This window comes from Sphingomonas sp. OK281, from assembly GCF_900115295.1.
GTDB lineage: Bacteria > Pseudomonadota > Alphaproteobacteria > Sphingomonadales > Sphingomonadaceae > Sphingomonas.
Genome location: NZ_FOVZ01000002.1, coordinates 75,228 through 98,954, shown reverse-complemented (window position 1 = coordinate 98,954; position 23,727 = coordinate 75,228). Strand labels below are relative to the sequence as shown.

The following is a 23,727-nucleotide window of genomic DNA, read 5'->3' as shown; positions in this document are numbered from 1 at the left end:
ATGATCCTCCAATGCCCCGAGTGCAGCACGCGCTATCTGGTCCCCGACAGCGCGATCGGGACCGAAGGGCGCACCGTGCGCTGCGCCAATTGCAAGCATAGCTGGTTCCAGGCTGCTGCACCGGACGTCGAGGATGCGCTGGAGATCCCGGAGCCGACGCCGCTAGCGCCTGCGCCACCGCCGCTCGCCCCGCTCGCGCGGCCGCCGATCGCGGAGCCGGCCGAACGGTTCGCGCCCTTCGCCCCCGCCGCGCCACCCGCGCCTGCATTCGTAGCGCCTACATTCGTTGCTCCCGTAGCGCCGCAGATCGACACTCTGCCGGTTCGCCTGCGTCGCAACACGACGCGGCGCTGGACGATCGTCGCGGTGCTTGCCGGGTTGCTGATGCTGATCGCGGCGGGCGCGATCGTGTATCTCGGTGCGCCGGGCGTCGCGGCCAAGCTGGGTCTCGGGATCGGCAGCGACGAGACGCCGCTGCGGCTGCGCGACAATCCGATCGAGCGGCGCGAGCTCGACAATGGCTCCGAGCTGTTCGCGGTCAGCGGCCAGGTCACCAACCCGTCCAACCAGCGCCAGCGCGTGCCCGACATCCGCGCCGAACTCCGCGATGCGCAGGGGCGGCTGGTGTATAGCTGGACGATCACCCCGCAGCAGCGGACGCTGGCGCCGGGCGGTGCGATCGATTTCAACTCCGCGACGCTGAACGTGCCGGCGAACTCGAAGCGGCTGGAGCTGAGCTTTGCAGGTGAAGCGACCCGCTAGGCGCGCCGCAATCGCCGGCTCACGATCCAGAACCGTGCGCCGTGCAACAGCGCTGCGGTGAGCATTCCCAGCCCGGAGGCATAGACCAGCGCCATCGGTCCCATCCCGGCGTGGACCATCCACCAGCCTGCGCCGCCGGTGACGATGAAATACGCGACGATGCTGTTCATGCCCGCGACGACCTGATCGCCGAGCGAGCGGAGCGCGTAGACCAGCACCACCTGCGCGCCGTCGAACAGGATGAACGGCGCCCATACCGGCAGCATCGCCAGCGCGACCGCGTGAGTCGCGGCATCGGCCGGAAACGCCGCGACGATCGGCGCGCGCGCGACGATTAGGACGATCCCGCATACGCCCAGCGCCAGCATCGACAGACCGGTCGCGATCAAAGCGCGCGAGATGCCTGCCTTCGGATCCCCCTCGCCCACCGCATTGCCGACGCGGACGCCACACGCCGACCCGAGGCCGAGCGCAAACCCGAACGTGACGTTGTGGACCGAGAACACGATCTGGAACGCATGCGCGACGTCGTCGCCGAATTGCGTCGACAGCGCGATCAGGATCGAGAAGCCAGCAAGTTCCAGCCCGGACGCGACGGCGGGCACGATCCCGAACACCGCCAGCGCCACGATGCCGGCCGGCACCCCGCGCCATGCGGCCAGATCGATGCGCCGAACGCCGCGCTCCCTTGCGCGCGGCAGGGTCAGCGCCGCGGCGATCATCCCGACCGCGCCGAGTCCCGACGCGATCGCGGTGGCCGTCGCCGCGCCGACCGCCCCCATCGCCGGGAGCCCGAGATGACCGCCCGACATCGCCCAGGCGAGCAGCGCGTTGAGCGGCAGGATCGACAGGTTGACCACCGCGACGCGGCGCGGCCGGCTGACGCCCTCCAGGAAGAAGCTGGCGGCGACGATCATCAACTGCGGCGGATAGGTGAACGCCATGACGCGGACGACCCGTCCGGCCGGCTCGACCAGCGCAGGCGCGACGCCGATCCCGGCGAGCATGGCGTCCGCGAACACGAACATGACGCCGCCGACGACGAGCCCGAGCAGCAACCCCAGCACCAATCCTTCGCGCAGCACTTGCCCGGTCCGCGGCAGATCCCCCGCCCCGTCGGCACGTGCGGTGTGGACGAGCACGCCCGACAGCCATGCGAGGCCGGTGACGATCGCGATGAACGTCAGCGATCGACTAGCCCCCAGCGCCGCCACCTCGTGCGCGCCGACCAGCCCGACCACGATCACGTCGGTGACGTGGAGGATCGTCCAGTTGAGGCTGGTCAGCATCACCGGCCACGCCAGCGCGAGGACGCGCCGCGTTTCGGCCTGCAGATCGGCCCTGGTATCGGGCGAGAGAAAGGGCACGGCCATCGTTTGCGGTACCGGACGAACGCTTTTTCGCAAAGGGCGTTGCACGATGCGGAAAGCCTTGCTAGTGGCGCTCGCCTACCAGATGCCGGGTTCGCCCGGCGATGTTTCATGGGCGGCCATGGCGGAACTGGTAGACGCGCAACGTTGAGGTCGTTGTGGGCGAAAGCCCGTGGAAGTTCGAGTCTTCTTGGCCGCACCATTTTTCCCGATAGAGTAATCACTCCCCTTCGAGGGTCCCCCTTTCGCCGTTGTGCGTTGGGCTTGGCGGAGGAATTTGCATGAGTTCGATCGACGACACGATCATCGAGACCCCCGAGGGCCCGATGACGTTTGCGCAGTGGAAGAAGAAGAACCCGGTCCAGCTGCCATCGCGCCGGACCAAGGGGAAGAAGCTGCCCAACAAGGTGAAGCTGACGACCGACGAGAAATAGGGGCGCCTGGGTCTCGAACGCGCAACCAATGAGCAGACGCGCTCCCCTCCCTGGAAGGGAGAGGTGGGTCGGCCTGCTTGTGATACGACAGTTCGGATCGCGCGGACGCCGACCCACCCCCGGCCCGTCCCTTTCAGGGAGGGGGGAAGAAGGAGCGTCCCAGTAATCTCCTTAGTGTCTCGCCGACCCCATCTGGGCCCGGATCATCCGTGCCTGGAACTTCACGCGCTGCCAGAACGTCGCATCGTCGAGCCGCCATTGGCGGATCGCCTGCGTCGCCAGCGTCTCGATCAACGCCTCGCTCGTCGCCGCGTCCTGTGCCGCGAACGCCCGTGCGAGATCCTCGACGCACGGACCGTGGTCGGTGAAGTCGCGCGGCAGCGGCATGGGTGTCGGCTGGCTCGGCATCGGCATAGGTCTCTCTCCCTGTATTATCGCCGCCCGCCGAACAGGGCGCGCGTGGCGCCACCGATCGACGTTTGGTCGAATTTCAGCCGCATCGTGACGTACGGCCCCTGCCGCGTGTAGCGGTCGTCTTCGAAATCGCGGTCGCGGTAGCCCGACACGTTATAGCCTGCGCTGATCCACGTGTTCCGCGCGGGCGACACGCCGACCGATGGCCCACCGCTCCACGACCATGCGCCACGCTCCCAGGCGTGCTGGACCGAGCCGCTGACGCCGATATCGAACCGCGTGCCGACATCCTTGCGCAACTCGAACCCGGTCACGTCGATATACCCGTCATAGGTATCGTCGGCGAAGCGCCCGGCGACGTATTTGGCGCCGTAATACAGCGTCGCCTCGGTGCCGTGGCCGAGCCCTTCGGGACCGGTGCGATAGTTCACCGCCAGGTTGTTGATGATCCGCGAGGTCACCTGATCGCCGCCGCCATAAGCGGGGACACCGAGCGAATTGGAGTCCGAGAACCCGGCATCCGCGCTCTCGTGGCGCAGTTCGAGCCGTTCGAGCACCGACCAGCGGCTGTCGAGCGGGCGGAAGGCGAGCGCGACGTCGGCGGTGGCATAGGTCGCGACCGCGCCGGTCCGGTCCTTGATCGTGTACCCCTTGATGCTCGACGCAAGCGTCTTGCCCTGCCCCAGCGTGCGCAGGAAGTTGGTCGTGATCCCCCAGCGATCGCCGCTGTCGGCATTGCGATATTCGAGCCGCCCGTTCACCGACCACAAGGTCTGGCGATAGGTCGCGCCGATCGTCGCGGCGGCATAGTCGCCATTGGTCTGGTCCTGCCCGACATAGCCGCCCGAGGTGACCGGCTGGAACGGATTGACCACCGCGCCCTTGGGGATGCTGCCCTTGACCGTATTGCTCGCATCGAGCGTGCCGTCGACGGTCCAGTTCTTGCCGATCGGCAGCGACTGGCTGAGCCCGTATTGCGCATAGGTCCGCGCGCCGTCCTCGCCCCCCAAGCCACTGGCGGCCTGCTGGTTCAGCGTGCTCATCAGCTTGGCACCGGTCCACGGCGCGACGTCGAAGCCCAGCTGCTTGGTATGCGCGACATAGCCGTCGCCGTTCGCGATCTCGTACCCGCCGATCAGGCGGATGCCGGGCGTGATCCGATAGGCCAGCTGGATCTGGTGACGGATCGGGAAATCGACGCTGTCGCTCTGACCGCCCGGCGCAAACTGGGTCTGTGCGGTGATGCTCAGCTTGCTGTCGAACAGCAGCTGCGTGCCGCCGACCGTCAGCAGGCGGCTGTCGCGGTGCTTGCCGTCGATGCCGCGATCCGACGCATATTGCCCGCCGACAAAGATCGTGCCCGATTCACGGCGATATTCGAGCCGGGCGTCGGCGGCGGTGCGCGTTCCCGCGCTGTCGAGCTGCTGCTGGTGCCAGGCGAGCCCCGTCAAGCTGAGCTTGTCGGTCAGGCGAACGCGACCGTCGAGCCCGAATTTCCGCGTGCCTGCCTCGACCAGGTTCTGCTGGCCGACGCCGAACGCGGTATCCTGCTGGCGGGCATAGGCGAGCAGGTCGAGCTTCGCACCGTGATGATCGATCTCGGCAAGGTAGGCGAGCCCCTGGCCCAGGCCGCCGCGTCCGCCCTTGGCGATCTCACCGCGGACTTCGGTGTTCGCGGTGACCCGCGCCTTGATGTCCGCACCGAGCACGGTGGCCTTGCCGTTGGTCTCGTCGCGGATCGCCGCAGCACCTACCTCGATGCGACCATTCGCCAGCTTGGTCGCGACGCGCGCGGCGGCGGCCAGCTTGGCGGATCGGCCGCTCTCGACCTCGTAATCCGCGACGATGAAGGTCGGATTGAGGTTGCCGTCGCGGCTCAGGATCGGGTTGCGGAAGCGTACCGTGCCCATCGACGTATCGATGTCGTAGTCGATGTGCCGGGTCAGCTGCGTGGTCGACACGATCAGTTCCGAGCGGAAGCGATCGCGCGTCTCGAGCCGCAGCTTGTCGCTGTTCGGGACGATGTTGCGCCCCGACAGCCGGTATGGACCGCTAAGGCCATTGCCCTGGATTTCGTCGCGCGAATACAGCGTGTCGGTATGCGCGGCGAACCCCGTCGCGCGCACCCGCTTGCCCTCGTACGCGGTCTTCACGCCGTTGAGCGTCCGGTTGTAGCGAGTCAGCTGCGTATCGGTGAAGCCAGTCTCGAAATCGCCGAACAGCGCGTAGAATTCACGACGTTCCAGCCGCAGGTACAGCTTCCGGCGAGTCGCCGCGTCGTAGCCCTGGCGCGAGCCGTCGCCGTAGACGGTGTAATAGCGGTCGGGGTCGATCGTACCGAGCAGGCCGCGGTCGGGATCGTATTTGCGGTCGCTGTCATAGGCGATCGTCGCCAGCCACGAGCCCTTGACGCGGCCCTTGGCATAAAAAGCGAGCTGGCCATCGGTGACGACGCTGTTGCGCTCGGCGCGTGGCAGGCCCGACTGGCGCTTGCTGAGCATGTCGTAGCCGAGCGAGCCTGCGCCGAAGCCGACTACGACCCAGTCCTTGGCGGACGCGGCGAGCCAGGCGCGGATTTCGTTGGTGTGGACGACCTTGTCCTCGGTCAGCGCGACCGCGATGCGGACCGCGCCCGCCTGGGTGGTCGGCTGGAGCGCGAGGAAGGCGAGCCCGTCGTCGCCCACCACAAGCGCGGTCGTTGCCGAGCGTTCGCGACCAGCCAGCTGGCGGCTCTGTTCGAGCGCGACTTCGACGGCGGCGGTGTAGGGCTGGTCGACCGTGAACGGCACGACCGTTCCTGCGCGAACCGGCCGCCCGGTCTTGTCGGTCACGCGCACCGCGATCAACGGGCGGGTCAGACCGTCCGCGACCAGCCGGCTGTTGGCGGCGTCGAACACCGCACGGACCGGCAGGCCCGCATAATGCACGACCCGGTCGAGTGTCTTCACGACGCTGCCGTCGGCGGCGAGCACCCGCGCCTGGAGACGATTATCGCCCTCGGTCAACGGGATACCGGTCCAGCGCGATACCGCGATGTCGGTGCCGTCGCGCGTATCCGTGCCATCGAACGCGAGCGGCTCGACCTGCTTGCCGTTGATCGTGAGCGCCACGCGCTGGCCTGGCAGGTGCTTGATCACGGCGCGGACGACCGGCGCGCGTGGATTATGGTCTGCGAGCGGGAACAGCCAGTCGACACCGGCGGTCTGGCCACTGGCGAGCCAGTCGCGGCTGCCCGCGGCGGTGGCGTCGTCGACGACCGTGATCGGCAGCCCCGTATCCGCGACCTTCGCCTTGCCGGTCGGCTTGAGCTGGAAGTCGACGCGCTTCAGCAACCCGCCATCGCCCTCGACGAAGCGCGAGATCGGGCTATTCGCCTGGCGCGTGTCGATGTCGCAGGCGACCGGCGCGTGCGTCGCGGGGATGCTTGTCGTATCGATCTGGACGACGTGACGACCAGCGCGGACGCCCTCGAAATGATAGAGCCCGTCGCGATCGGTGGCGACGAACGTGCCGTCCTCCATCAGCAGGCGGATTCCGGCCACGCCCTTGCGCTTGTCGACCGGATCGCCGCAATTCCCCTCGGTCACGCGGCCGATGATCGTCATCGCGTCGGTGAACAGCAGCGGACGCAGGCGGACCGACGCCGCGGCCTCGTTGCTGGTGACGGTGCCCTGCCCGACGACGCGCGCACGGTTCAGCGCCTCGCCGGCCGGCGCACCGGGGGCGATGCTGACGACGTATTTCAATTCGGTCGAGGCACCGGCGGCCAGCACGGGAATCACGAAGTCCAGCGTGCGGCCATCGCTCGACACGGTTGGCTCGTCGCCACCGCGCGCGGAATTGCGTTCGTAGCGCAGCCCACGCGGCAACGTGTCGGCGACGTGCAGCCCGCGCGCGGGAACCGCATCGCGGTTGGTGATCCGCAGCAGGTACTGCACGAAATCCCCTGGCGACGCCTCGCGCACCGACGCCGTCTTGGTCAGCAACAGCGTCCCCGCACCGGGGCTGTCGAGCGGAATGTCCGCGGAGAAGGGCTCGGGCGTCGACAGCGTCAGCGATCCGCCGAAGCTGGTGTCGTTGAGAATGAAGGACCTGCCCTGCGGGTCCTTAAGCGCGGCAAGCGTCGCGCGATCGACCGTGGACGGCGCGGTGTAGGTGCCCGGTGGCGCGACCTTCAGGAAATAGCGGCCGGGCGCGGTCAGCGGGAAACGGTATCGTCCGGTCTCGCCGGGATACAGGCGACCGCTGGCGTCGGTGACGGCCTCGCCGGTGACGACGGTGGAGGGATAGCGGCTGACGCCGTCGTCGCCGAACACGGTGGCGGGCTGGCCGGTCTCGTCGACCAGCGACACGATGGTGCCGTCGACCAGCGCGCCCGTCCGCGAATCGAACGTGTAGCCGGCCGGATCGATCAGCAGCGACGCCATCGAAGCGAGGCTGTAGCCATCCTCGGCAAAGCTCAGCTTGATCGTCGCGCCGCGCATGTTGCGGATGTCGCAGGCGGCGAGCTCGGGATGCTTGCCGGTCGCGCTCGCGGGGATGCCGCCGGCGAAGATACCGCTGTTGGCCGCGGTTTCGGTGAGGGTCAGCGTGGTGTGGATGGTGCCGACGTCGACCGCGATGACCGCCGTCTCGCGGGCGTCCGGATTATGGTTGCCCGCCTGGTTGTCGAGCACCAGGATCATGTCGGCATAGATGTCGATCGCCGCGACCCAGGGCGATGCGGCGTAGGTCGCGGCATCGATCGGCGCAGGCGTGAACAGGAAACTGGGGGTGGTCTGGCATTGGGCGCCAGTCAGGTCGTAATTCGGCGGCGGCAGGTGAAAGGTGAGCGTCGTCGGACGCTTGGCACGGTTGACGTCGAGCGACACCGTGTTGGACGGCACGCTGCGCATACCGGAGTCGCTGCTCGCGTCGTCGAACGACAGCGTCGCGGTATTCTGGATGCGCGTCGGGGCACCGGCCTGGCCACCGGTTTGCGCCGCGACCGGCAGGCCGCCGAGCACGAGCCCGCACAGGATCGTCAGGATCAGGGCGCAAAGGCGCGAAAGGCGGCGGAAGCTGGACATGAAGGGTCCTCTCCCGGCACGCGTCGTGACGCGTGCCGGGATCGGTCGTTCCTTTATCGAGGGACGGGATTCGCGTGAGGCGGGTTTAGTTGATCTTCACGCGGAAGCTGGCGGCCACCGGCAGCAGCGACGTCAGGGTCGGGATCGTCACCTTCACCTGCTTGGCGGTGCCGTCGTACGACCCGGTGATGCCGCTCACCGGCAGCACCGTTCCGCCGGCATCGGTCAGCGTCACGCCGTCCGTCAGGCATTCGCCGCCGACCGCGACACCGCCCACCGAGAGCGAACCTGCTTCGTAGGTCGTGTTGGTGGGAATGAGATCGGTCAGGTTGACGTTGCGTGCCGGGGTTGCGACCGTCGCGTTGCGGACGACCAGGCAGTAGCGCACGACCGCACCGGGGATCGCCTTCGGCGTGACGAGAAGGTTGATCGGATCCGACACGACCGTCGACGATTTGACGATCGTTAGGTCCACGTTGCGCGTCGTGATCTCGTACGCGAGCGTCGATCGACCATAGCCGTTGAGCGCTGCGTCCCCAAAGCCCGAGTCGTTGTCGGCAAAGACCACGTCGACCACGCCGTCGCGGTTCGCGGTGAGCGCGTTCGAGACCAGCGGATCGCCTGCCTTGAGCGGATCGCCGCCTTGCGCGATCTGCGCGATCAGCGTGACGCTGGCGAGCGCTGCTGCCTGATTGGCAGGAACGTCCGCGACGATAAACACGGTCTTGGTCTGGTCCGCGCCGAGTTCGTTGATGTACGTCGCGGTATCCGCGGCGGTGTATTCGTTGTCGCCGTTCGAATCGACGATGATCCTGACATTGTCGACGTTGAAATTGTCACCGGCAAAAATGCCCCCCAGGAAACTCTGGACGTGCGTGAGCAGGAAGTCCTGCGTGCCGTTGGTGTTGTTCGTCACGGTGAACTTCAGCACCGCGCCGCTTTCACCGATCGTGACCGGGGTGTTGCCGCCGAGCGGTGCAACGGTCAGGTTGGCCTTCAGATCGACCAGAAACGTCGCGGCGTTCGAGCTGGTCGTCTGCTGGACGCCGTTGACGGTATAGCTCGCCAGCGCGGTGTTGCTGATCGTCGTGCCGGCGGCGGTGCCGGCAGGTCCTGGCGCGGTCTGCGCCGATGCGGTTCCGAACGACACGATCGCGGCCGTTCCGGCCATTAACGTGCGTATTACCCCTTTTGCATGCATGTCGTGGTCTTCCTTTATGGTTGTGTTGGTCGGGTGTGGAGGCTGAGTGACGAGGTCATTTCAGGACGGCCTGGAACGCGAACTGGCCTTGCGCGCCGGCCGGAATCGGGCTCGCGAGGCGCCACCGGACGCTGGTGACATCGTTGGGGCTCGCCGCGCGCGTGCTGCCGTCGAGGCTGCGGACGCGGAGGGTGGCGAGCGACCCGAAAGTCTTGCCGTCGACCGACACGTCGGGCGCGGGCGAACCGGGATTGGCCGATCGATAGGCGATCTGGCGCGGCAACGGGTTGTCGAGCACCACGTTGGCGAGCGGCTGTGCGCCGGCGTTGCGATAGGCCAGGATGAAGATGACCTTGTCGCCCGGCACCACGCGCGACGGCTTGACCAGCGTGACGCGCGTGGTGCCGTCGGACGCGGCGCTGCGCGCCTCGACCATGACGCTGCTGGTCACCTGCAGGGGCCCTGCGGCGGCCGACGCGACGGCGGCGGTCGATGCCAGGATGGCGGCAATCATCGGACGTGAGATCATGGCTTTGCTCCTCGTGGACGTCATTGGATCTTGGCTTTGAACTGGACGGTGTGGACCGATGCCGCGGCAACCTGGCCGAGCGCGACGGCAATGCCGGCCGCTCCCTGGCCGCTCGCGTCGAGACGTCCTGCATCGCTGTCGGCGGCGTCGCTGAGCGGCGCACCGTCGAGCGTCAGGCTGCCGGGTACGAAGACCGTACCCTCGGGAATCGGATCGGCGATGCGCGCGCCGGTAACGGCGTCGGTGAAGCGCGCCTCGAGCGTGTAGGTGATGACCGCGTCGCGCACCGCGTTCTGCGATCCGTCGGCGGCGCGCACGGACTGGCTCTTGATCAGCGCGGGGCCGGCCAACCCCGTCGTCAGCGGGACGACGACGTTGGCGATCGCACCGGTCGGGCCGACGACCGCGTCGCCCCCGCCATCGCCCATCCCGTCATACCCTGCGCCGGGCTTGCCCGATCCGGTGACCGAGCGCGCCGTGACAGTCAGGCCTGCGCTGGTGCCGGTGCCGGTATCGGGGCCGGTATTGGGGGTCGCGAGCAGGATCGCGAACAGCGTGATCGACTGGCCCGGGGCCAGCACCGGCGTCCTGCCGTCGACGGGCGCCGTATCGGTCGCGGGGTCGTACCGTCCGTCACCATTGCCATCGACCGCCAGCCCGAGGAGCGTGATGGTCGGGGACGATATGCTCGCATCCAGCGCAAAGGATTCGCTGCCATTGTCGGCGTTGGTCAGGGTCAGCCGCACGATGGTCGGTTGTCCGGAAGACCGGGCGACGACAACGGCGCCCTGTCCCTCGCGGACCAGTCGTACGTCGAGCCGTTCGGCAACGGTCAGCGTGACGGTATTCGACGCGATCGACTGGCTGGTCCCGTCGCGATCGTAGCGGAGTGCCGCGGTGTTGACGATCGGCGTGCCCGCCAGCGTCTCCGCATGCGCGCAAACCGGCAACCCCACGCCCAGCGCAGCGACGACCGCGCCGTACGACACGGCCGTAGCGGCCAGTCGTCGACCTGCGTTGCTACCGCATAAGGAAAGGCTGCGAATCAATGTGTCCCCCGAGCTTTGACGGGGAACAAATCGCGCAATCGGCCTTAAGCAAATCCTACAAAATCGGATCGGTATGCTTTTGTATCAATTGTCAGGAAACAAAGACAATATCGGTTTTGATTTTACTTAAGTCTGATATCGAACCGAAACGACCTTTACTGTTTATTGCGGCCGTATGCGGGCATCACCATTTCGAATGACGTGGTTAATAGTTTATTGAACGCCCAGTAGATTGGTTTCAGAGGCGATGTTCCATCGATCCTGAACCATTATTCTATCGCGCCATGACGAGATAGTCAGCGGCGGCGCACGGATTTCAGGTAGGAGCGCATCGCCTGATCGCCGTCGTAACTCAGCGATATTTCGACCCGGCGACGATCGGTCGGGTCGATGACGCGGTCGATCAGCTTCAGCTTGTGAAGATGTTCGATCCAGCGCTGCGACGTGGTGACTGGCGCGTCCGACATACTCACCAGCGCCTTGATGTTCATCGGCTGCCGTTCGTCGCGTGAGACGAACAAGGCCAACAGCATATCCCATGCAGGCTCATGGAACAGATCGGCGGGCAGGAACCGTCGCCGCAGCCTGCGTTCCGCCAACACTGTTTCCGCATGTGTCACGAGTTCGGCCTCGGTCGGTTCGCTCCCCGCCGGCACGGCCTCCTCGGCATGGGCCACGCGGCCATTAAACTCTTCTGCAACCGCCGAAAGCTTGGCGGTCAGGTCCTTGATCAGATCGACTACCGACTCGTTCTTCACCCGAGGCTCCCCTTTACCACCGTCAACGCGGCATTCGGTTGGCCGATCCGTCGATGCTCATCCGGCTCCCAGTTCTGGTGCTGGTTGCCGCTTCCGTTGCCTCGACCGGATGGTAACCTACCGAATGTCCGAGGAAAATGTGCGCCAGCGACACTTTGATTGTCGACAGTTTCGAGCCCGCAACGTCGATTATTTGCAATGATTTGCAATATTGCATCATTTTTGTAAGAAAAAACGATCCAATACACCTCAAAACTGTTTGAATTTAGGCGGTTAAATAGTTCAAAATGGGTGTATCTGCGTCGAGATCGGATGATTTGATCTGCGAACCCATCGATCCGGTGCCGGGGATGGGGTCATCTACCGCCCGACGCGCCTGCCACGTCCGTTCGCCAGCGCCCGGCAGATCGGCCCAGGCGATCAATCGCGAGCTGCGAGATGCGGAATGTTGTCGCGGCGACGTCTATTATCATCGACCATGCGTTGACTGGTCTAATCGCGTACCATCCTGCGCGTACGAAAGGACGTCGTGCCCGGTTTCATTCCCGCCCCCCTGCCTGTTGCGCTGCCTGTCTGTCTGAACGCCGTTGGCACCGCGGTGCCCGATCACGACATCCACGCGGCGTTCATCGCCTGGGCACGCCTGCGAACCGACGCGCGTTCGACCAAGGTGTTCGACCGCATGGCGTCGCGATCGGGCATCGGGCATCGCTGGTCCGTATTGCCGCCAACCGCTGGCGGGGGCTCGCCGGTCGACGAGGCCGGCTTCTACGCGACCGAGCCGCATCCCGGCACGGCCGCACGGATGACGCTGTACGCCGAGCACGCACCCGATCTTGCGATCCGCGCAATCGAGGCGCTGCGCGCGAAGGTCGCGGTCGAAGGCATCACGCATCTGGTCGTGGCCAGCTGCACGGGCTTCGTCGCACCGGGGATCGACCAGATCATCGCGCGTCGGCTTGGCCTTTCGTCGAGCGTCGAGCGGCTGCTGATCGGCTTCATGGGGTGTTACGCGGCGATCGTCGCGTTGCGGAGTGCGCGGCACATCGTCCGTTCCGAGCCCGATGCGCGCGTGCTGGTCGTCACGGTGGAGCTTTCCACGCTGCACTTGCAACCTGCGAACGACATCGAGGCGCTGCTCGCGATGCTCCAATTCGGCGATGGCGCCGCCGCGGCTCTGGTAACCGCGGATGCAACCGGTTTCGCGCTCGAAGCACCGTTCGCCGCGTCGTTGCCCGATAGCGAGCGGCTGATTCGCTGGGACGTCACCGACGCCGGCTTCGCGATGCATCTGTCGGGCGAAGTGCCGGGACGGATTGCCGCAGCGTTGTCCGACGAGGATTTCCGCGCGATCGTGAGTGCCGGCCAGCCGCCGGAGTCGATCGATGGATGGGCGGTACATGCCGGCGGGCGATCGATCCTCGACGCGGTCGAGCATGCGATGCGCTTGAGCCCGGACGCGCTGGCCGCCTCGCGACAGGTGCTGGCGGACAACGGCAACATGTCGTCGGCGACGTTGATGTTCGTGTTCGAGCGATTGCTCGACGGGCCACCGGTCGAGCACGGCGTGGCGCTGGCGTTTGGTCCCGGCCTGGCAGCGGAGGGCTTCGGATTCCGGAGCGCCGCATGAGCCTCGCGGTCCGCAGCCAGGCCGAGGAGCTCATGGACGCCGACGATCTGGACGCGGGGACCTATGCCGATGTCGTCGGCGATCTTGCGACGGTCAACACGGTGACGATGGCGCGCCGCCCGACGCTCGACTTTCTCGCGAGGGCGACTGCGGGGCGGAAGAGTGTCCGGTTGCTCGACGTTGGCTTCGGCGATGGCGACATGCTGCGCCGGATCGCACGCTGGGCGAACGCGAAAGGTATCGAGGCGGAACTGGTCGGCGTCGATCTCAACCCGCGCAGCGAGCAGGCGGCGCGGGCACATGGCGGTACGATTCGCTATGTCACCGGCGACTATGCGGACCTCGCCGACGAGCCGTGGGACGTCATCGTCAGCAGCCTCGTCGCGCATCACATGAGCCATGATCAGCTGGTCGCGTTTCTCCGCTTCATGGAGACGCATGCTCGTGCGGGATGGTTCGTCAACGACCTCCACCGCCACGGCTTCGCGCATTGGGGCTTCCCGGTCCTCGCGACGATCGCGCGCTGGCATCCGATCGTCCGGCATGACGGCACGCTGTCGATCGCGCGCAGCTATCGCCCCGACGAATGGCCACCGCTGCTCGCCGAGGCCGGCATCACCCAGGCGACGGTCCGCCGCGTATTTCCGTTCCGGTTATGCGTCGAACGCCTGCGCTGATCGTCGGCGGCGGGCTCGCCGGCGCCGCCACCGCAATCGGGTTGGCGCGCGCCGGCCTGCCGCATCTGCTCGTCGAGCGATCGCGCGAGACCGGCGACGCGATCTGTGGCGGGTTCCTGAGTTGGCGGACGCTGGAGACGCTCGCCGGGCTGGGGATCGATCCCGATACGCTGAACCCCGACCGTGTGACTCGCGCGCGCATCTTCGCCGGCAGTCGTCGCGCGGAAGCCGCCCTGCCTCATCCGGCGGTCTCGGTGACGCGCCACCGGCTCGATACCATCCTGTTGGCCGAAGCCGAACGGCTCGGAACGCCGGTCGAACGCGGCGTCACCGTGCGCGAGATCGACGCGACCAGCGCAAGGCTGGCAGACGGCGCGACGATCGCGACCGACGCGCTGTTTCTGGCGAGCGGCAAGCACGACGTCCGTGGCATGGCGCGGCCCGAAGACGCCCGCGGTGCCGACCCGACCCTGGGGATCCGAGTCCGGATCGCCCCCTCCCCGGCATTGGGCAAGGCGCTTGCCGGTGGCATCGAGCTTCATCTGTTCGATCGCGGCTATGCCGGTCTGGCAATGCAGGAGGACGGCACCGCGAACCTGTGCATGGCGGTGCATCGCTCCAGGCTTCAGGCCGCGGGGTCTCCTGCGCAATTGCTCCAGGCGCTCGGCCGCGAAATGCCCCCGCTGGGCGAATGGATCGCCTTGATCGATCCGGACGCGGCGATCGATGCGATCGCCAATGTCCCTTATGGCTGGCGTCAGCGCGCTGGCGTCGATGCCGTCTTCCGCCTTGGCGACCAGGCCGGCGTGATACCGTCGCTCGCGGGCGAAGGCATGGGCATCGCGCTTGCCAGCGGTGTCGCGGCCGCGCGCGCCTACGAGAAAGACGGCCCCCTGGCTGCGTCGGTTTGGCAGGAGAGCTTCGCCAGCCGCCTCGCGCGTCCGATCGGTATCGCCGGCATCGTGCGCCACATCGCCGAGCGCGAACGCGCCGGGTGGTTGCTGCCGTTCCTGCGTCCTGCACTGATCCAGGTCATCGCCAACGCAACCAGGATAAGCCAATCTTGAAATCCGTCCCGCAAGCACGAAATGCATGATCATGGACCAGCTAAATCTTTCCGAGGCCGAGTGGCGCAAGCGCCTTACGCCAGAGCAATATCACGTACTGCGCGAAGCCGGCACCGAGCGTGCGTTTGCGGGCGCGTTGAACGACAACAAGGCCGATGGCATCTATCGGTGCGCGGCCTGTGCGAACGAACTGTTCGACAGCGCCGACAAGTATGATTCCGGCTCCGGCTGGCCAAGCTTCACGCAGCCGATCGGCCCCGATGCTGTCACTGATCACGCCGATCGCAGCCACGGCATGACCCGCATCGAAACCCGGTGCGCACGGTGCGACAGCCATATGGGCCACGTCTTCCCGGATGGTCCCCCACCGACCGGGCAACGCTATTGCATGAATTCGCTGTCGCTCGAATTCCGGCCGCGCAAAGCGAACGTCGCGGCCTGATGCTGCTTGTAGGGCGGGGACATCGCGCGTAATTCTGCGGCCACATGGCTCGTACGCGTTCTGCTCCCCCGTCCCGCCGGTCCCCGACTCCCCCGGCGTCACGCTGGCGGCGGCGGCTGGTCGTGTTCCTGCAGCTTTGCGTCGGGATCGGCGTGCTCGCGCTCGGTGCGCTCGCGATCGCGGTGTATATCGCGATGTCGCAGCTCCCCAGTTTCGACAGCCTGAAATCCTCGCCCAACGGCCAGATGATCCGTGTCCACGCCGCCGACGGCACTGTGATCGTGTCGATGGGGCCCAGCTTCGGCGAATGGCTCCCGTACGGACAGATCCCCAAGGTCATGCGGGACGCGACCGTTTCGGTCGAGGACCGCCGCTTCCGATCGCATATCGGTGTCGACCCGGTCGGCGTCGCACGATCGGTAAAGGTGCGCTACGATCGCGGTCACTGGACGCAGGGCGGCTCGACGATCACGCAGCAGCTCGCGCGCACCGTCTTCCTCAACAACCAGAAGAAGTTCGGGCGGAAATTCCGCGAGGCCATCCTGGCGTTCGCGCTCGAATGGAAGTTCACCAAGGACCAGATCCTCGAACTCTATCTGAACAAGGTTTACTATGGCGGCGGCGCCTACGGAATCGACGCGGCGAGCCGGAAGTTCTTCGGCCATGGTGCAGATCATCTGAGCCTCGCCGAGGCGGCCGTCATCGCCGGCCTCGTCAAGGCGCCGTCCAACTACTCGCCGACCGCCGATGCAGAGGCCGCGATGGGCCGCGCCGGCGTGGTGTTGGAGACGATGCAGGAGACCGGTGCGATCACCGCGTCCGAGGCTGCCGATGCAGACGTATCCGGGCTGAAACTGGCGCCCGAGCCGAAGCAGAACAGCGTCCGGTACTTCACCGACTGGGCACTGCCACAGCTCGACACGCTGATCGACGAGACGACCGAGCCGCTCGAAGTCTGGACGACGCTCGACCTGACGATGCAGCGCCAGGCGGACGACGCGATTCGCGCCAATGCCCCTCCGGGCGCACAAGGCGCGCTGGTCGCGCTCGATCGTGGCGGCGAAGTGCGCGCGATGGTCGGCGGCAAGGATTACGTCTCGTCGATCTACAACCGCGCGACGCAGGCGGTCCGCCAGCCGGGCTCCGCGTTCAAGCTGTTCGTGTACCTCGCCGCGCTGGAGGCTGGCCACAAGCCGGAGGATTCGATCGTCGACGAACCCGTCACGATCCAGGGCTGGAGCCCGCGCAACGATTCGCGGCGCAACTCCGGCGCGGTGTCGCTTCGCACCGCGTTCGCCTATTCACTGAACACGATCGCCGCGAAACTGGGGCAGGAAGTCGGCTTCAACACGGTCGCCGACATGGCGCGCCGGTTCGGCATCACGACGCCGGTCAACACGCATCCGTCGATGGTGCTCGGCACGTCGGAGGTCCGCGTGATCGACATGACGCGCGCGTTTGCGAGCGTCGCCAGCAAGGGCGTCGCGGTGACGCCGTACGGGATCACGCGCGTTACCGCGAACGGCCAGACGATCTACACGCATGAGGTCGACCGCAGCCATGTGCTCGTCGCACCCTATGTCGCCGCCGAGATGACCGACCTGTTGCAGACCGCGGTCAACACCGGCACCGGTCGCGCCGCGCAGATCGGCCGTCCGGTCGCGGGCAAGACGGGGACGACCAGCTCGTCGAAGGACGGCTGGTTCCTTGGTTTCTCGAGCGGGATCACCACCGGCGTGTGGATGGGGCGCGACGATGCCAAGCCGATCGCCGGACTGCACGGCGGCACGGCACCGGCGCGCGCATGGGCGGCGTTCATGAAACCGGCGACCGCCAACCGCCCGATCGAGCAGTTCGACACGAAGGTCACGCTGCCCGAATGGCAGCTCGAGCCCGACGAAGAGAGCTATTTCGGGCAGCCCGACAACGGCCAGATGGCGGTCGACGCCGATGGCAACCCGATCGAGCAGGGCCAGCCGCCCGTGCCGACCGATGCGCAGACCGGCGATACGATTCCGCGGCCCGATGCGGACCAGCCTCAGGCGGCACCAGCGCCGCCCCCGCAGCAGATGAATCAGGACTGGATCGACCGGGTCACCGGGCGTGAGCGGCGCGAGCCGTCACCGGCGGGGCGGCAACCGCTCCAGCGCGACGTGCCCCGAGATGGGCCCCGAGATGGGTCACGTGACCAGGTCCAGACGCAACGCTTCCAGAGCGATCAGGAAGAGCGCCCGAACCAGTGAAGCCCCGCCCCGTGCGTGCGTAGCCAGGCGCGCGCGGGCGTCGGGTCTTCACCGTAGAGTTGCTCGACGAGCGCGTGGAAGACCGGCGCGTGGTTCATGTGGACGCGGTGCGCGACTTCGTGCGCGACGGTGGCGCGGCGGACCCAGCTCGGCGCGAGGATCAGCCGCCAACTGTAGCGGATGACGCCGCTCGATGCGCAGCTTCCCCAGCGACCCTTGGCGTCGCCAACCGCGACTTGGGCGACGGTTACCTTGGCCTTGGCAGCGTATTCGGCGGTTTCGGTTTCCAGCATGGCGAGTGCGGTGCGTTTGAGCCAAGCCTCGACACGACGCGCGATCGTTTCGGAAGGGCCTGACAACGAAAGCACCGAGCCTTCACGAACCACGGTTCGACGGCTGCCCGGAGTCCATTCGATCGTCAGTGGCTCGTCTGCGACGGTGAGGACCGCACCGGGCACGAACGGGCGGGGCGACGGGAGCAAGGCGCGCTGCTCGGCGATCCAGCCCGCCTTGTCCTCAGCCCATGCCAAAGCCTGCTTCAACGCCGCACGCTTGGGGAGGATCAGCCTTGCCCGGCCACTCGCAGGATCGATCGACAGACGCGCGCGACGGGCGCGGGGGTGACGGACGATCTCCAGGCCTTCTATCACCGGTTCACAGTTCCCGGTCGATGACGTGATATTCGAGCTCGCCCGCCTCGTCCTCGCTGATCGTCCAGCCGCGCACCGATTGCTTGGCGCGGTGGACGGCCTCGCGGTCGCCGCAGACGAGATAATGCCATTCGGGCAATTGCTCGCCAGCCGCACGCAGTCGGTAGGCGCAGGTCGAGGGCAGCCAGTCGATCCCGCGGACGTTGCCGGTCGTCAGCCGCACGCATTCGGGGACATAGGCGTGACGGTGGCGGTAATCCGAGCATTGCCCGCTGCGCCGGTCGAGCAGGCGGCACGAGACGTTGGTCGCGACGAGCTCGCCCGTATCCTCGTCCTCGAGCTTGTGGATGCAGCATTTGCCGCAGCCGTCGCACAAGGCTTCCCACTGGCCGCGATCGAGCTGGTCGATCGGCGTATCTTCCCAGAAGCGCGCGCTCACCGGGCCCAGCGCTTGATTTCCGTCACCACTGCGTCGGGCCCTTGTTCCTGCGGCAGCAAAGCGAGGGGCTTGCCGTCCGGGTCCATCAGATAGGCCTGGCGCGAGTGGTTTACGAGGTAGCCGCCGCCGGGCGACGCGTCGCCCTTGCTCGAATACACCGCATATTCGGTCTTGATCTGCGCGATCTGCGCGTCGGTGCCGGTGAGGCCGACCATGCGGGGGTGGAAGGCCGAGACGAACTGCTTGAGCACCGCAGGGGTATCGCGCGCCGGATCGACCGTCACGAACACCGGCACGATCTTGGCAGCGAGCGCAGGGTCGCTCGTCTCGAGCTTTTTCACCGCCGCGCCGATCGCCTGGACATCCGTCGGACACACATCGGGACAGAAGGTATAGCCGAAATACATGATCCGGTATTTGCCCGCGAACGCCTGTTCGGTGACAGTATGCCCGTTCTGGTCCGTCAACGTGAAGGCGCCACCGATCCGCGCGCCTTCGAGTGGCGGTTTGGCGGGGGGCTGGGACGAGTTGCATGCGGTTAGCGCCAAGGCAGGCAACGCGAGCGCGCAGAGGAGGAAACGGAAGGTCATGATGCCGCTAGCCTTGATCTGTTCGCTACTGCGGCGCAAGCGTCACCCGATATCCAGGACGAACCAAGGAAGTCTCTCGATGCGTATCCGCCTGATGCTCGCCGCTACCCTCCTGACGCCTGCGCTCGCCTGCGTCGCGGCGCCCGCGTTCGCGCAAGGCCAGTCGGAAGGGTACAAGTTCCTGTCCGCGGTGCGCGATGCGAAGAACAACGACGTGCTGGAGATGCTCGGCAAGCCGGGCAGCAACATCATCAACACGCGCGACGTGACCAGCGGCGAGGGCGCGCTCCACATCGTCATCAAGCGCGGCGACGAGGTGTATCTGCGGTTCCTGCTGCAGAAGGGTGCGGATGCGAACCTGCGCGACGGCAAGGGCAACACGCCGCTGCTGCTCGCGGTGACGCTCGGCCAGACCGGGATGATCCCGATCCTGACCGCCGCGGGCGCCAACCCGAACCTGGCCAATTCCGCGGGCGAGACCCCATTGATCCGCGCGGTACAGCGCCGCGACGTCGGCATGATCCGCGCGCTGCTGACCGAGAACGCGGATCCCGATCAGGCGGATATCATGGCCGGCATGTCGGCGCGCGACTACGCCAAGCAGGACGGCCGCAACCCGATCGTGACCAAGCTGCTGACGGACGCGCCTAAGAAGGTCCGGAAAGCCGTATCGGGGCCGAAATTCTGAACGACGCGGACGGTGTCCGATGCGCCGCGGTCCGCGCCTATCTCGACCGTTCGATCCTCACGGTCGCAAGGATCTGGTGGTTGAATACCGAATACGCGCCAGCGTGTTCGGAAAGGCGCGCTCAACCTAACAGTCGTGCGACGTCCTCGAAATTATCCGCGAGCGCAGCGACGCCGATCGCCTTCAGCCGTGCGCCGTGCTCGGCGTTGCAATGCGAGCCCGCCGACAGGCCAATGACATAGCCCCGCGACGCTACCGCGCCGGTCGCGCCCACTGGCGAGTCTTCGAGGATCGCCGTGCACGCGATGTCGACGCCCAGTTGCCGCGCACCGAACAGGTACAGGTCGGGCGCGGGCTTGCCGTTCGTCACGTGTTCGCGCCCGCTGTAGAGATGGTCACCGAATGCATCGCGGAGGCCGATATGCTCCAGGTGCCGCGCGATCCATGAGACCGGGCTAGACGAGACGATTGCCTTGGGCAGGTCGGCAGGGAGCGAGCGGACGAACGCCACTGCGCCCTCGATCGCGTCGACACCGGCCGCCATCACGCGCTCGTCCTCGGCTTTGCGCGCGGCGTAGAAGTCCTCGGGCAGCGGCCGGTCGATCCAGCGCTCGACCGCATCGATGAACTGCGGCCCGGCGAGCCCCATGAAGTTCGCCATCGACTCGTCGGCGGTGGTCGGGTGACCGGCCGCGGTGAGCCATTCCGCGATGTGCCGGTTGCCGACGGCTTCGCTGTCGATCAGCACGCCGTCGAAATCGAACAGCAGCGCGTCGAACCGAACTGGAATGCTCATGCGCCCTTCCCCCGCGCGCCGAACAACGCGCTGCCGATCCGGACGTGAGTCGCGCCGATCGTCACCGCGGTCTCGAAATCGTCGGACATGCCCATGCTCAGCCCCGTCAGCCCGTGATCGCGCGCGAGCTTTGCCAGCAGCGCGAAATACGGCGCCGGCTCGATATCCGCTGGCGGCAGGCACATCAGTCCGGCGATCGGCAGGCCGGCGGCGCGTGCCTGCTCCACCAGCGCGGGCAGGTCCGCGATCGCGCAGCCGCCCTTTTGCGGTTCGTCGCCGATATTCACCTGGAGGAAACAATCCGGCCGACGATCGCTCGCCTCCATCGCCTTCCCCAGCGCGGTGACCAGCGACGGGCGATCGACCGCATGGATGCAGTCGAACAACGCCACCGCCTCGGCTGCCTTGTTCGACTGGAGCTGGCCGATCAGGTGCAGTTCGACGTCGGGATATTTCTCGCGCAACGCCGGCCATTTTTCCGACGCTTCCTGCACACGGTTCTCGCCGAACACGCGCTGGCCTTCGACGAGCAGCGGTTCGATCGCCTCGACCGGATGCGTCTTCGAGACCGCGATCAGCGTCACGTCGTCCGCACGGCGATCGGCGAGTTCGGCGGCCTTGGCGATCCGAGTGCGGATGGCCTGCAATTGGGTGGTGTCGTCAACAATCATGCGGCGCGCTATAAGCAGCGGCGTGGCTCGTCGTAACCCCATTCCCGTGCGCTGGCTGATGACGGACGAGCGGATGGGCGACGCCTTGTGGCGTGCGTTGATGCGATTACCGCTGGGATCCGGCGTGGTGTTTCGCCATTACGCCACGCCCGAGCGAGAACGGCGGGCGTTGCTGCGGCGGGTCAAGCGCATCGCACGTTCGCGGGGGTTAGTCGTCGTGGTTGCGGGAAAGTTTGTGATCGCGGCCGACGGCGTGCATGGTCGGGCACAGACACATGGGATCAGAACCTGGCCAGCACATTCGAGAGGCGAGGCCTTGGCTGGCAAGCGCGCCGAGGCTGATGCCATGTTCGTGTCGCCGGTTTATCCTACCCGGTCGCACGACGGCGCGGCGGGAATCGGTCCAGCGCGGGCCATGCAAATCGGGCGAGGGCTTGGAATACCGGTGATTGCGCTGGGTGGAATGACGGAGTCGCGCTGGCGGCAAATCCGACGGTTCGGCTTCCACGGCTGGGCCGCGATCGATGCCTGGATCCGCTAGCTGCTGAGAGCCATTCCCTCTCAGATGAAACGTGACGTTGTCGGCTCAGCGAGAACGAACACCTCGTCACTTACCCTACCCGCGTCATCCCAGCGAAAGCTGGGGTCTCACACTAGGCCCCGCGTCACCCGCATCGAGGAATACCCCAGCTTTCGCTGAGGTGACGGCGAAGATAAGGCAGCACCGCACTCTGTCCCTGAAGGAAAAACGGTGCGGTAAGGTCACCCGACCGTTCCGAAACTCCAGCAAAGTACCACTTTGCTGGACGTCTAGAAGCGGAAGGCGGTGCCCAGATACACGGCCTGGCTGTCACGACGGTCGTCATCGACCTTCACGAAGCGCTCGCGATCCGACCGATACCGCACGCCAGCCGTCACCGCGAGGCTGCGCGTCAGAGCGTAGGACCCGCCAAGATCGACCGAATAGCTCGGTGCTTCCTCGACGAGGCGTGGTGCGCTCGAAAGCGGACGATCCGCCGCAGCCTTCACCGTCCCGCTGAAACGCTTGGCGCTATAGCTCACCGCAAGGTCAGCCGCCTCACGCCCACCCGGCATTGCGCCGAGATCCAGCTTGTTCACGTCGCCCGAGATTGCGAACCGCTTCCAGCCGACCGACATGCCGAGGTTATACGCGATCGGCGCAATGCCGACGGTCGGCGTAGTCGAAGCAAGGCTGGCCGTGTTGGCGACACCGCGGTTGGTCTGCGCACGGACCGCGACGGTCACCGCGCGGTTGTCCTGGCGCGTTTCGGCCGGCGTGAAGCGGAAGCTGCCGGCGTCGAAGCCACCGCGCGCGAACATCGCGGCAAGGCGGGGGTCGGCGGCGGCGGGGGTAAACGATCCGATACCGCGGACCGCAGCGACGTTATGCTTGGCAATACGAGCGGGCTGTTCGCTGGCGCCGAAGGCAGGCGCGACGATTGCGGCGGTGGCGACAAGCGTCCCGGCAACCACCCCAACTATTCCCCCACGCGTCATCACAACGAATCTGTCCTTCGAATCCCGTAATCGGACCCTGTTAAACAGCATCTAACATGAATTGATCCACAGCAAAGGCTGCAGAACCGCCCATTCCCACCCTTCGTCGCCGAATTGTCGGACAGTGTTGCAATCAGCACACAGATCGCCGCGATAGCGCTACCGAATCGGTTGCTCTCGCAGTCGGGGCAGCCCCCCGCGGATACGCTCGTCGCACACGCCGGCGTCTGCTTGCGGGCACGCGGGCTCGCCTGTAGAGCAAGGGCTGATTTACTTGCCAGGATGATGCCCATGTTCCGCCGCTCGCGTATCGCAGTCGTGCTGTTTGCCCTGCCTCTCGTCGCTTGCGGCGGCGGATCGGCGCGTCCCAAGGCGGATCTTGCCGCATCGAAGATCACGACGATCGGCGTGAACAGCTACCTGTGGCGCGCGAGCCTCGACACGCTCGGCTTCATGCCGCTGCTCCAGACCGACTCCAACGGCGGCGTGATCGTCACCGACTGGTACATCAATCCGCAGACCCCGACCGAGCGCATGAAGGTCACCGTCTCGATCCTCGACCAGGATCTGCGCGCCGATGCGCTGCGCGTCGCCGCCCTCCGCGAAGTCAACCGCAACGGCCAGTGGGTCTCGTCGCCGGTCCAGGCCGCGACCACGCAGAAGCTCGAGGACATCATCCTGACCAAGGCCCGCGACCTGCGCCGCGCCTCGATCGCGGGCTGAGGACTGA

23 protein-coding genes and 1 tRNA gene are annotated in these 23,727 nt (G+C 66.5%); 11 read left to right on the top strand and 13 right to left on the bottom strand.

Features of this window, described 5'->3' with window-relative positions:
* Positions 1-762: an MJ0042-type zinc finger domain-containing protein gene (locus BM244_RS06605; protein WP_093398224.1), complete on the top strand. Its 762-nt coding sequence runs from the start codon at positions 1-3 to the stop codon at positions 760-762.
* Here the strand turns inward: BM244_RS06605 and BM244_RS06600 are convergent.
* Positions 759-2,135, bottom strand: coding sequence for an MATE family efflux transporter (locus BM244_RS06600; protein ID WP_254784324.1), 1,377 nt, complete (start codon positions 2,133-2,135; stop codon positions 759-761). The two genes, BM244_RS06605 and BM244_RS06600, sit on opposite strands and share 4 nt — an antisense overlap.
* 112 nt (positions 2,136-2,247) lie before the next feature.
* Here BM244_RS06600 and BM244_RS06595 point away from each other — a divergent pair.
* Both BM244_RS06595 and BM244_RS23025 read left to right on the top strand, forming a co-directional pair.
* Positions 2,248-2,334: transfer RNA gene (locus BM244_RS06595), tRNA-Leu, on the top strand.
* A 79-nt stretch (positions 2,335-2,413) separates the two neighbouring features.
* Positions 2,414-2,566, top strand: a complete 153-nt coding sequence (locus BM244_RS23025) for a hypothetical protein (protein WP_175518116.1) — start codon at positions 2,414-2,416, stop codon at positions 2,564-2,566.
* Positions 2,567-2,737: 171 nt separating this feature from the next.
* On the opposite strand, the gene BM244_RS06590 is transcribed toward BM244_RS23025, so the two are convergent.
* The 6 genes from BM244_RS06590 to BM244_RS06565 form a co-directional block, all read right to left on the bottom strand.
* On the bottom strand, positions 2,738-2,980 hold the full coding sequence (locus BM244_RS06590; RefSeq protein ID WP_093398223.1) for a hypothetical protein: 243 nt from the start codon (positions 2,978-2,980) through the stop codon (positions 2,738-2,740).
* 17 nt (positions 2,981-2,997) lie between these two features.
* Entirely contained in the window at positions 2,998-8,049 is a 5,052-nt protein-coding gene (locus tag BM244_RS06585) for a DUF11 domain-containing protein (protein ID WP_093398222.1), read from the bottom strand.
* A gap of 85 nt (positions 8,050-8,134) precedes the next feature.
* Positions 8,135-9,220: a hypothetical protein gene (locus tag BM244_RS06580; protein WP_175518115.1), complete on the bottom strand. Its 1,086-nt coding sequence runs from the start codon at positions 9,218-9,220 to the stop codon at positions 8,135-8,137.
* 85 nt (positions 9,221-9,305) lie between these two features.
* A complete protein-coding gene (locus tag BM244_RS06575) occupies positions 9,306-9,779 on the bottom strand; it encodes a hypothetical protein (RefSeq protein WP_254784323.1) in 474 nt (157 codons plus the stop codon).
* 20 nt (positions 9,780-9,799) lie between these two features.
* The gene (locus tag BM244_RS06570; RefSeq protein WP_093398220.1) at positions 9,800-10,768 is read right to left on the bottom strand and encodes a hypothetical protein; all 969 of its coding nucleotides are present in this window, start codon (positions 10,766-10,768) and stop codon (positions 9,800-9,802) included.
* Positions 10,769-11,124: 356 nt separating this feature from the next.
* Positions 11,125-11,586: a helix-turn-helix domain-containing protein gene (locus BM244_RS06565; RefSeq protein WP_093398219.1), complete on the bottom strand. Its 462-nt coding sequence runs from the start codon at positions 11,584-11,586 to the stop codon at positions 11,125-11,127.
* A gap of 529 nt (positions 11,587-12,115) precedes the next feature.
* On the opposite strand from BM244_RS06565, the gene BM244_RS06560 reads away from it, so the two are divergent.
* The 5 genes from BM244_RS06560 to BM244_RS06540 all read left to right on the top strand — a co-directional run bounded on the left by BM244_RS06560 (position 12,116) and on the right by BM244_RS06540 (position 17,645).
* Positions 12,116-13,216: a type III polyketide synthase gene (locus BM244_RS06560; RefSeq protein ID WP_254784322.1), complete on the top strand. Its 1,101-nt coding sequence runs from the start codon at positions 12,116-12,118 to the stop codon at positions 13,214-13,216.
* Positions 13,213-13,893 (top strand): methyltransferase domain-containing protein, encoded by a 681-nt coding sequence (locus BM244_RS06555; protein WP_093398218.1) that lies wholly within the window; start codon positions 13,213-13,215, stop codon positions 13,891-13,893. Before BM244_RS06560 ends, BM244_RS06555 begins: the two co-directional genes overlap by 4 nt.
* On the top strand, positions 13,872-14,960 hold the full coding sequence (locus BM244_RS06550; protein ID WP_093398217.1) for an NAD(P)/FAD-dependent oxidoreductase: 1,089 nt from the start codon (positions 13,872-13,874) through the stop codon (positions 14,958-14,960). The genes BM244_RS06555 and BM244_RS06550 overlap by 22 nt, the downstream gene beginning before the upstream one ends.
* A 31-nt stretch (positions 14,961-14,991) precedes the next feature.
* Positions 14,992-15,402: a peptide-methionine (R)-S-oxide reductase MsrB gene (gene msrB, locus BM244_RS06545; RefSeq protein ID WP_093398991.1), complete on the top strand. Its 411-nt coding sequence runs from the start codon at positions 14,992-14,994 to the stop codon at positions 15,400-15,402.
* 194 nt (positions 15,403-15,596) lie between these two features.
* On the top strand, positions 15,597-17,645 hold the full coding sequence (locus BM244_RS06540; RefSeq protein ID WP_254784393.1) for a transglycosylase domain-containing protein: 2,049 nt from the start codon (positions 15,597-15,599) through the stop codon (positions 17,643-17,645).
* Here BM244_RS06540 and BM244_RS06535 read toward each other — a convergent pair.
* The 3 genes from BM244_RS06535 to BM244_RS06525 are packed head-to-tail and all read right to left on the bottom strand — an operon-like array spanning position 17,621 to position 19,324.
* Entirely contained in the window at positions 17,621-18,295 is a 675-nt protein-coding gene (locus BM244_RS06535; protein ID WP_093398215.1) for a M48 family metallopeptidase, read from the bottom strand. The two genes, BM244_RS06540 and BM244_RS06535, sit on opposite strands and share 25 nt — an antisense overlap.
* 4 nt (positions 18,296-18,299) lie before the next feature.
* Positions 18,300-18,743 (bottom strand): YcgN family cysteine cluster protein, encoded by a 444-nt coding sequence (locus BM244_RS06530; RefSeq protein ID WP_056064232.1) that lies wholly within the window; start codon positions 18,741-18,743, stop codon positions 18,300-18,302.
* On the bottom strand, positions 18,731-19,324 hold the full coding sequence (locus BM244_RS06525) for an SCO family protein (protein ID WP_093398990.1): 594 nt from the start codon (positions 19,322-19,324) through the stop codon (positions 18,731-18,733). Before BM244_RS06525 ends, BM244_RS06530 begins: the two co-directional genes overlap by 13 nt.
* 79 nt (positions 19,325-19,403) lie before the next feature.
* Here BM244_RS06525 and BM244_RS06520 point away from each other — a divergent pair, with 79 nt between their 5' ends.
* Positions 19,404-20,012: an ankyrin repeat domain-containing protein gene (locus BM244_RS06520; protein WP_254784321.1), complete on the top strand. Its 609-nt coding sequence runs from the start codon at positions 19,404-19,406 to the stop codon at positions 20,010-20,012.
* A gap of 121 nt (positions 20,013-20,133) precedes the next feature.
* On the opposite strand, the gene BM244_RS06515 is transcribed toward BM244_RS06520, so the two are convergent.
* Positions 20,134-20,808 carry an HAD family hydrolase gene (locus BM244_RS06515; RefSeq protein WP_093398214.1) on the bottom strand — a complete coding sequence of 225 codons (675 nt, stop codon included), beginning with the start codon at positions 20,806-20,808 and terminating at the stop codon, positions 20,134-20,136.
* Complete coding sequence (locus tag BM244_RS06510) at positions 20,805-21,479, bottom strand: YggS family pyridoxal phosphate-dependent enzyme (RefSeq protein WP_093398213.1); 675 nt, start codon at positions 21,477-21,479, stop codon at positions 20,805-20,807. The genes BM244_RS06515 and BM244_RS06510 overlap by 4 nt, the downstream gene beginning before the upstream one ends.
* A gap of 46 nt (positions 21,480-21,525) precedes the next feature.
* Between BM244_RS06510 and BM244_RS06505 the strand changes: the two genes are divergently transcribed.
* Positions 21,526-22,020 (top strand): thiamine phosphate synthase, encoded by a 495-nt coding sequence (locus BM244_RS06505; protein ID WP_368086057.1) that lies wholly within the window; start codon positions 21,526-21,528, stop codon positions 22,018-22,020.
* Between the two features lie 269 nt (positions 22,021-22,289).
* On the opposite strand, the gene BM244_RS06500 is transcribed toward BM244_RS06505, so the two are convergent.
* Positions 22,290-22,997, bottom strand: coding sequence for a hypothetical protein (locus BM244_RS06500; RefSeq protein WP_175518114.1), 708 nt, complete (start codon positions 22,995-22,997; stop codon positions 22,290-22,292).
* A 291-nt stretch (positions 22,998-23,288) separates the two neighbouring features.
* On the opposite strand from BM244_RS06500, the gene BM244_RS06495 reads away from it, so the two are divergent.
* Positions 23,289-23,720, top strand: a complete 432-nt coding sequence (locus tag BM244_RS06495) for a DUF3576 domain-containing protein (RefSeq protein WP_056053843.1) — start codon at positions 23,289-23,291, stop codon at positions 23,718-23,720.
* Positions 23,721-23,727: the final 7 nt, after the last annotated feature.

Coding starts and splice junctions, on each gene's coding strand:
- BM244_RS06605 (WP_093398224.1), top strand. CDS start 1: ATGATCCTCCAATGCCCCGAGTGCAGCACGCGCTATCTGGTCCCCGAC.
- BM244_RS06600 (WP_254784324.1), bottom strand. CDS start 2,135: ATGGCCGTGCCCTTTCTCTCGCCCGATACCAGGGCCGATCTGCAGGCC.
- BM244_RS23025 (WP_175518116.1), top strand. CDS start 2,414: ATGAGTTCGATCGACGACACGATCATCGAGACCCCCGAGGGCCCGATG.
- BM244_RS06590 (WP_093398223.1), bottom strand. CDS start 2,980: ATGCCGATGCCGAGCCAGCCGACACCCATGCCGCTGCCGCGCGACTTC.
- BM244_RS06585 (WP_093398222.1), bottom strand. CDS start 8,049: ATGTCCAGCTTCCGCCGCCTTTCGCGCCTTTGCGCCCTGATCCTGACG.
- BM244_RS06580 (WP_175518115.1), bottom strand. CDS start 9,220: ATGGCCGGAACGGCCGCGATCGTGTCGTTCGGAACCGCATCGGCGCAG.
- BM244_RS06575 (WP_254784323.1), bottom strand. CDS start 9,779: ATGATCTCACGTCCGATGATTGCCGCCATCCTGGCATCGACCGCCGCC.
- BM244_RS06555 (WP_093398218.1), top strand. CDS start 13,213: ATGAGCCTCGCGGTCCGCAGCCAGGCCGAGGAGCTCATGGACGCCGAC.
- BM244_RS06550 (WP_093398217.1), top strand. CDS start 13,872: ATGCGTCGAACGCCTGCGCTGATCGTCGGCGGCGGGCTCGCCGGCGCC.
- msrB (WP_093398991.1), top strand. CDS start 14,992: ATGGACCAGCTAAATCTTTCCGAGGCCGAGTGGCGCAAGCGCCTTACG.
- BM244_RS06540 (WP_254784393.1), top strand. CDS start 15,597: ATGTCGCAGCTCCCCAGTTTCGACAGCCTGAAATCCTCGCCCAACGGC.
- BM244_RS06525 (WP_093398990.1), bottom strand. CDS start 19,324: ATGACCTTCCGTTTCCTCCTCTGCGCGCTCGCGTTGCCTGCCTTGGCG.
- BM244_RS06520 (WP_254784321.1), top strand. CDS start 19,404: ATGCGTATCCGCCTGATGCTCGCCGCTACCCTCCTGACGCCTGCGCTC.
- BM244_RS06515 (WP_093398214.1), bottom strand. CDS start 20,808: ATGAGCATTCCAGTTCGGTTCGACGCGCTGCTGTTCGATTTCGACGGC.
- BM244_RS06510 (WP_093398213.1), bottom strand. CDS start 21,479: ATGATTGTTGACGACACCACCCAATTGCAGGCCATCCGCACTCGGATC.
- BM244_RS06500 (WP_175518114.1), bottom strand. CDS start 22,997: ATGACGCGTGGGGGAATAGTTGGGGTGGTTGCCGGGACGCTTGTCGCC.
- BM244_RS06495 (WP_056053843.1), top strand. CDS start 23,289: ATGTTCCGCCGCTCGCGTATCGCAGTCGTGCTGTTTGCCCTGCCTCTC.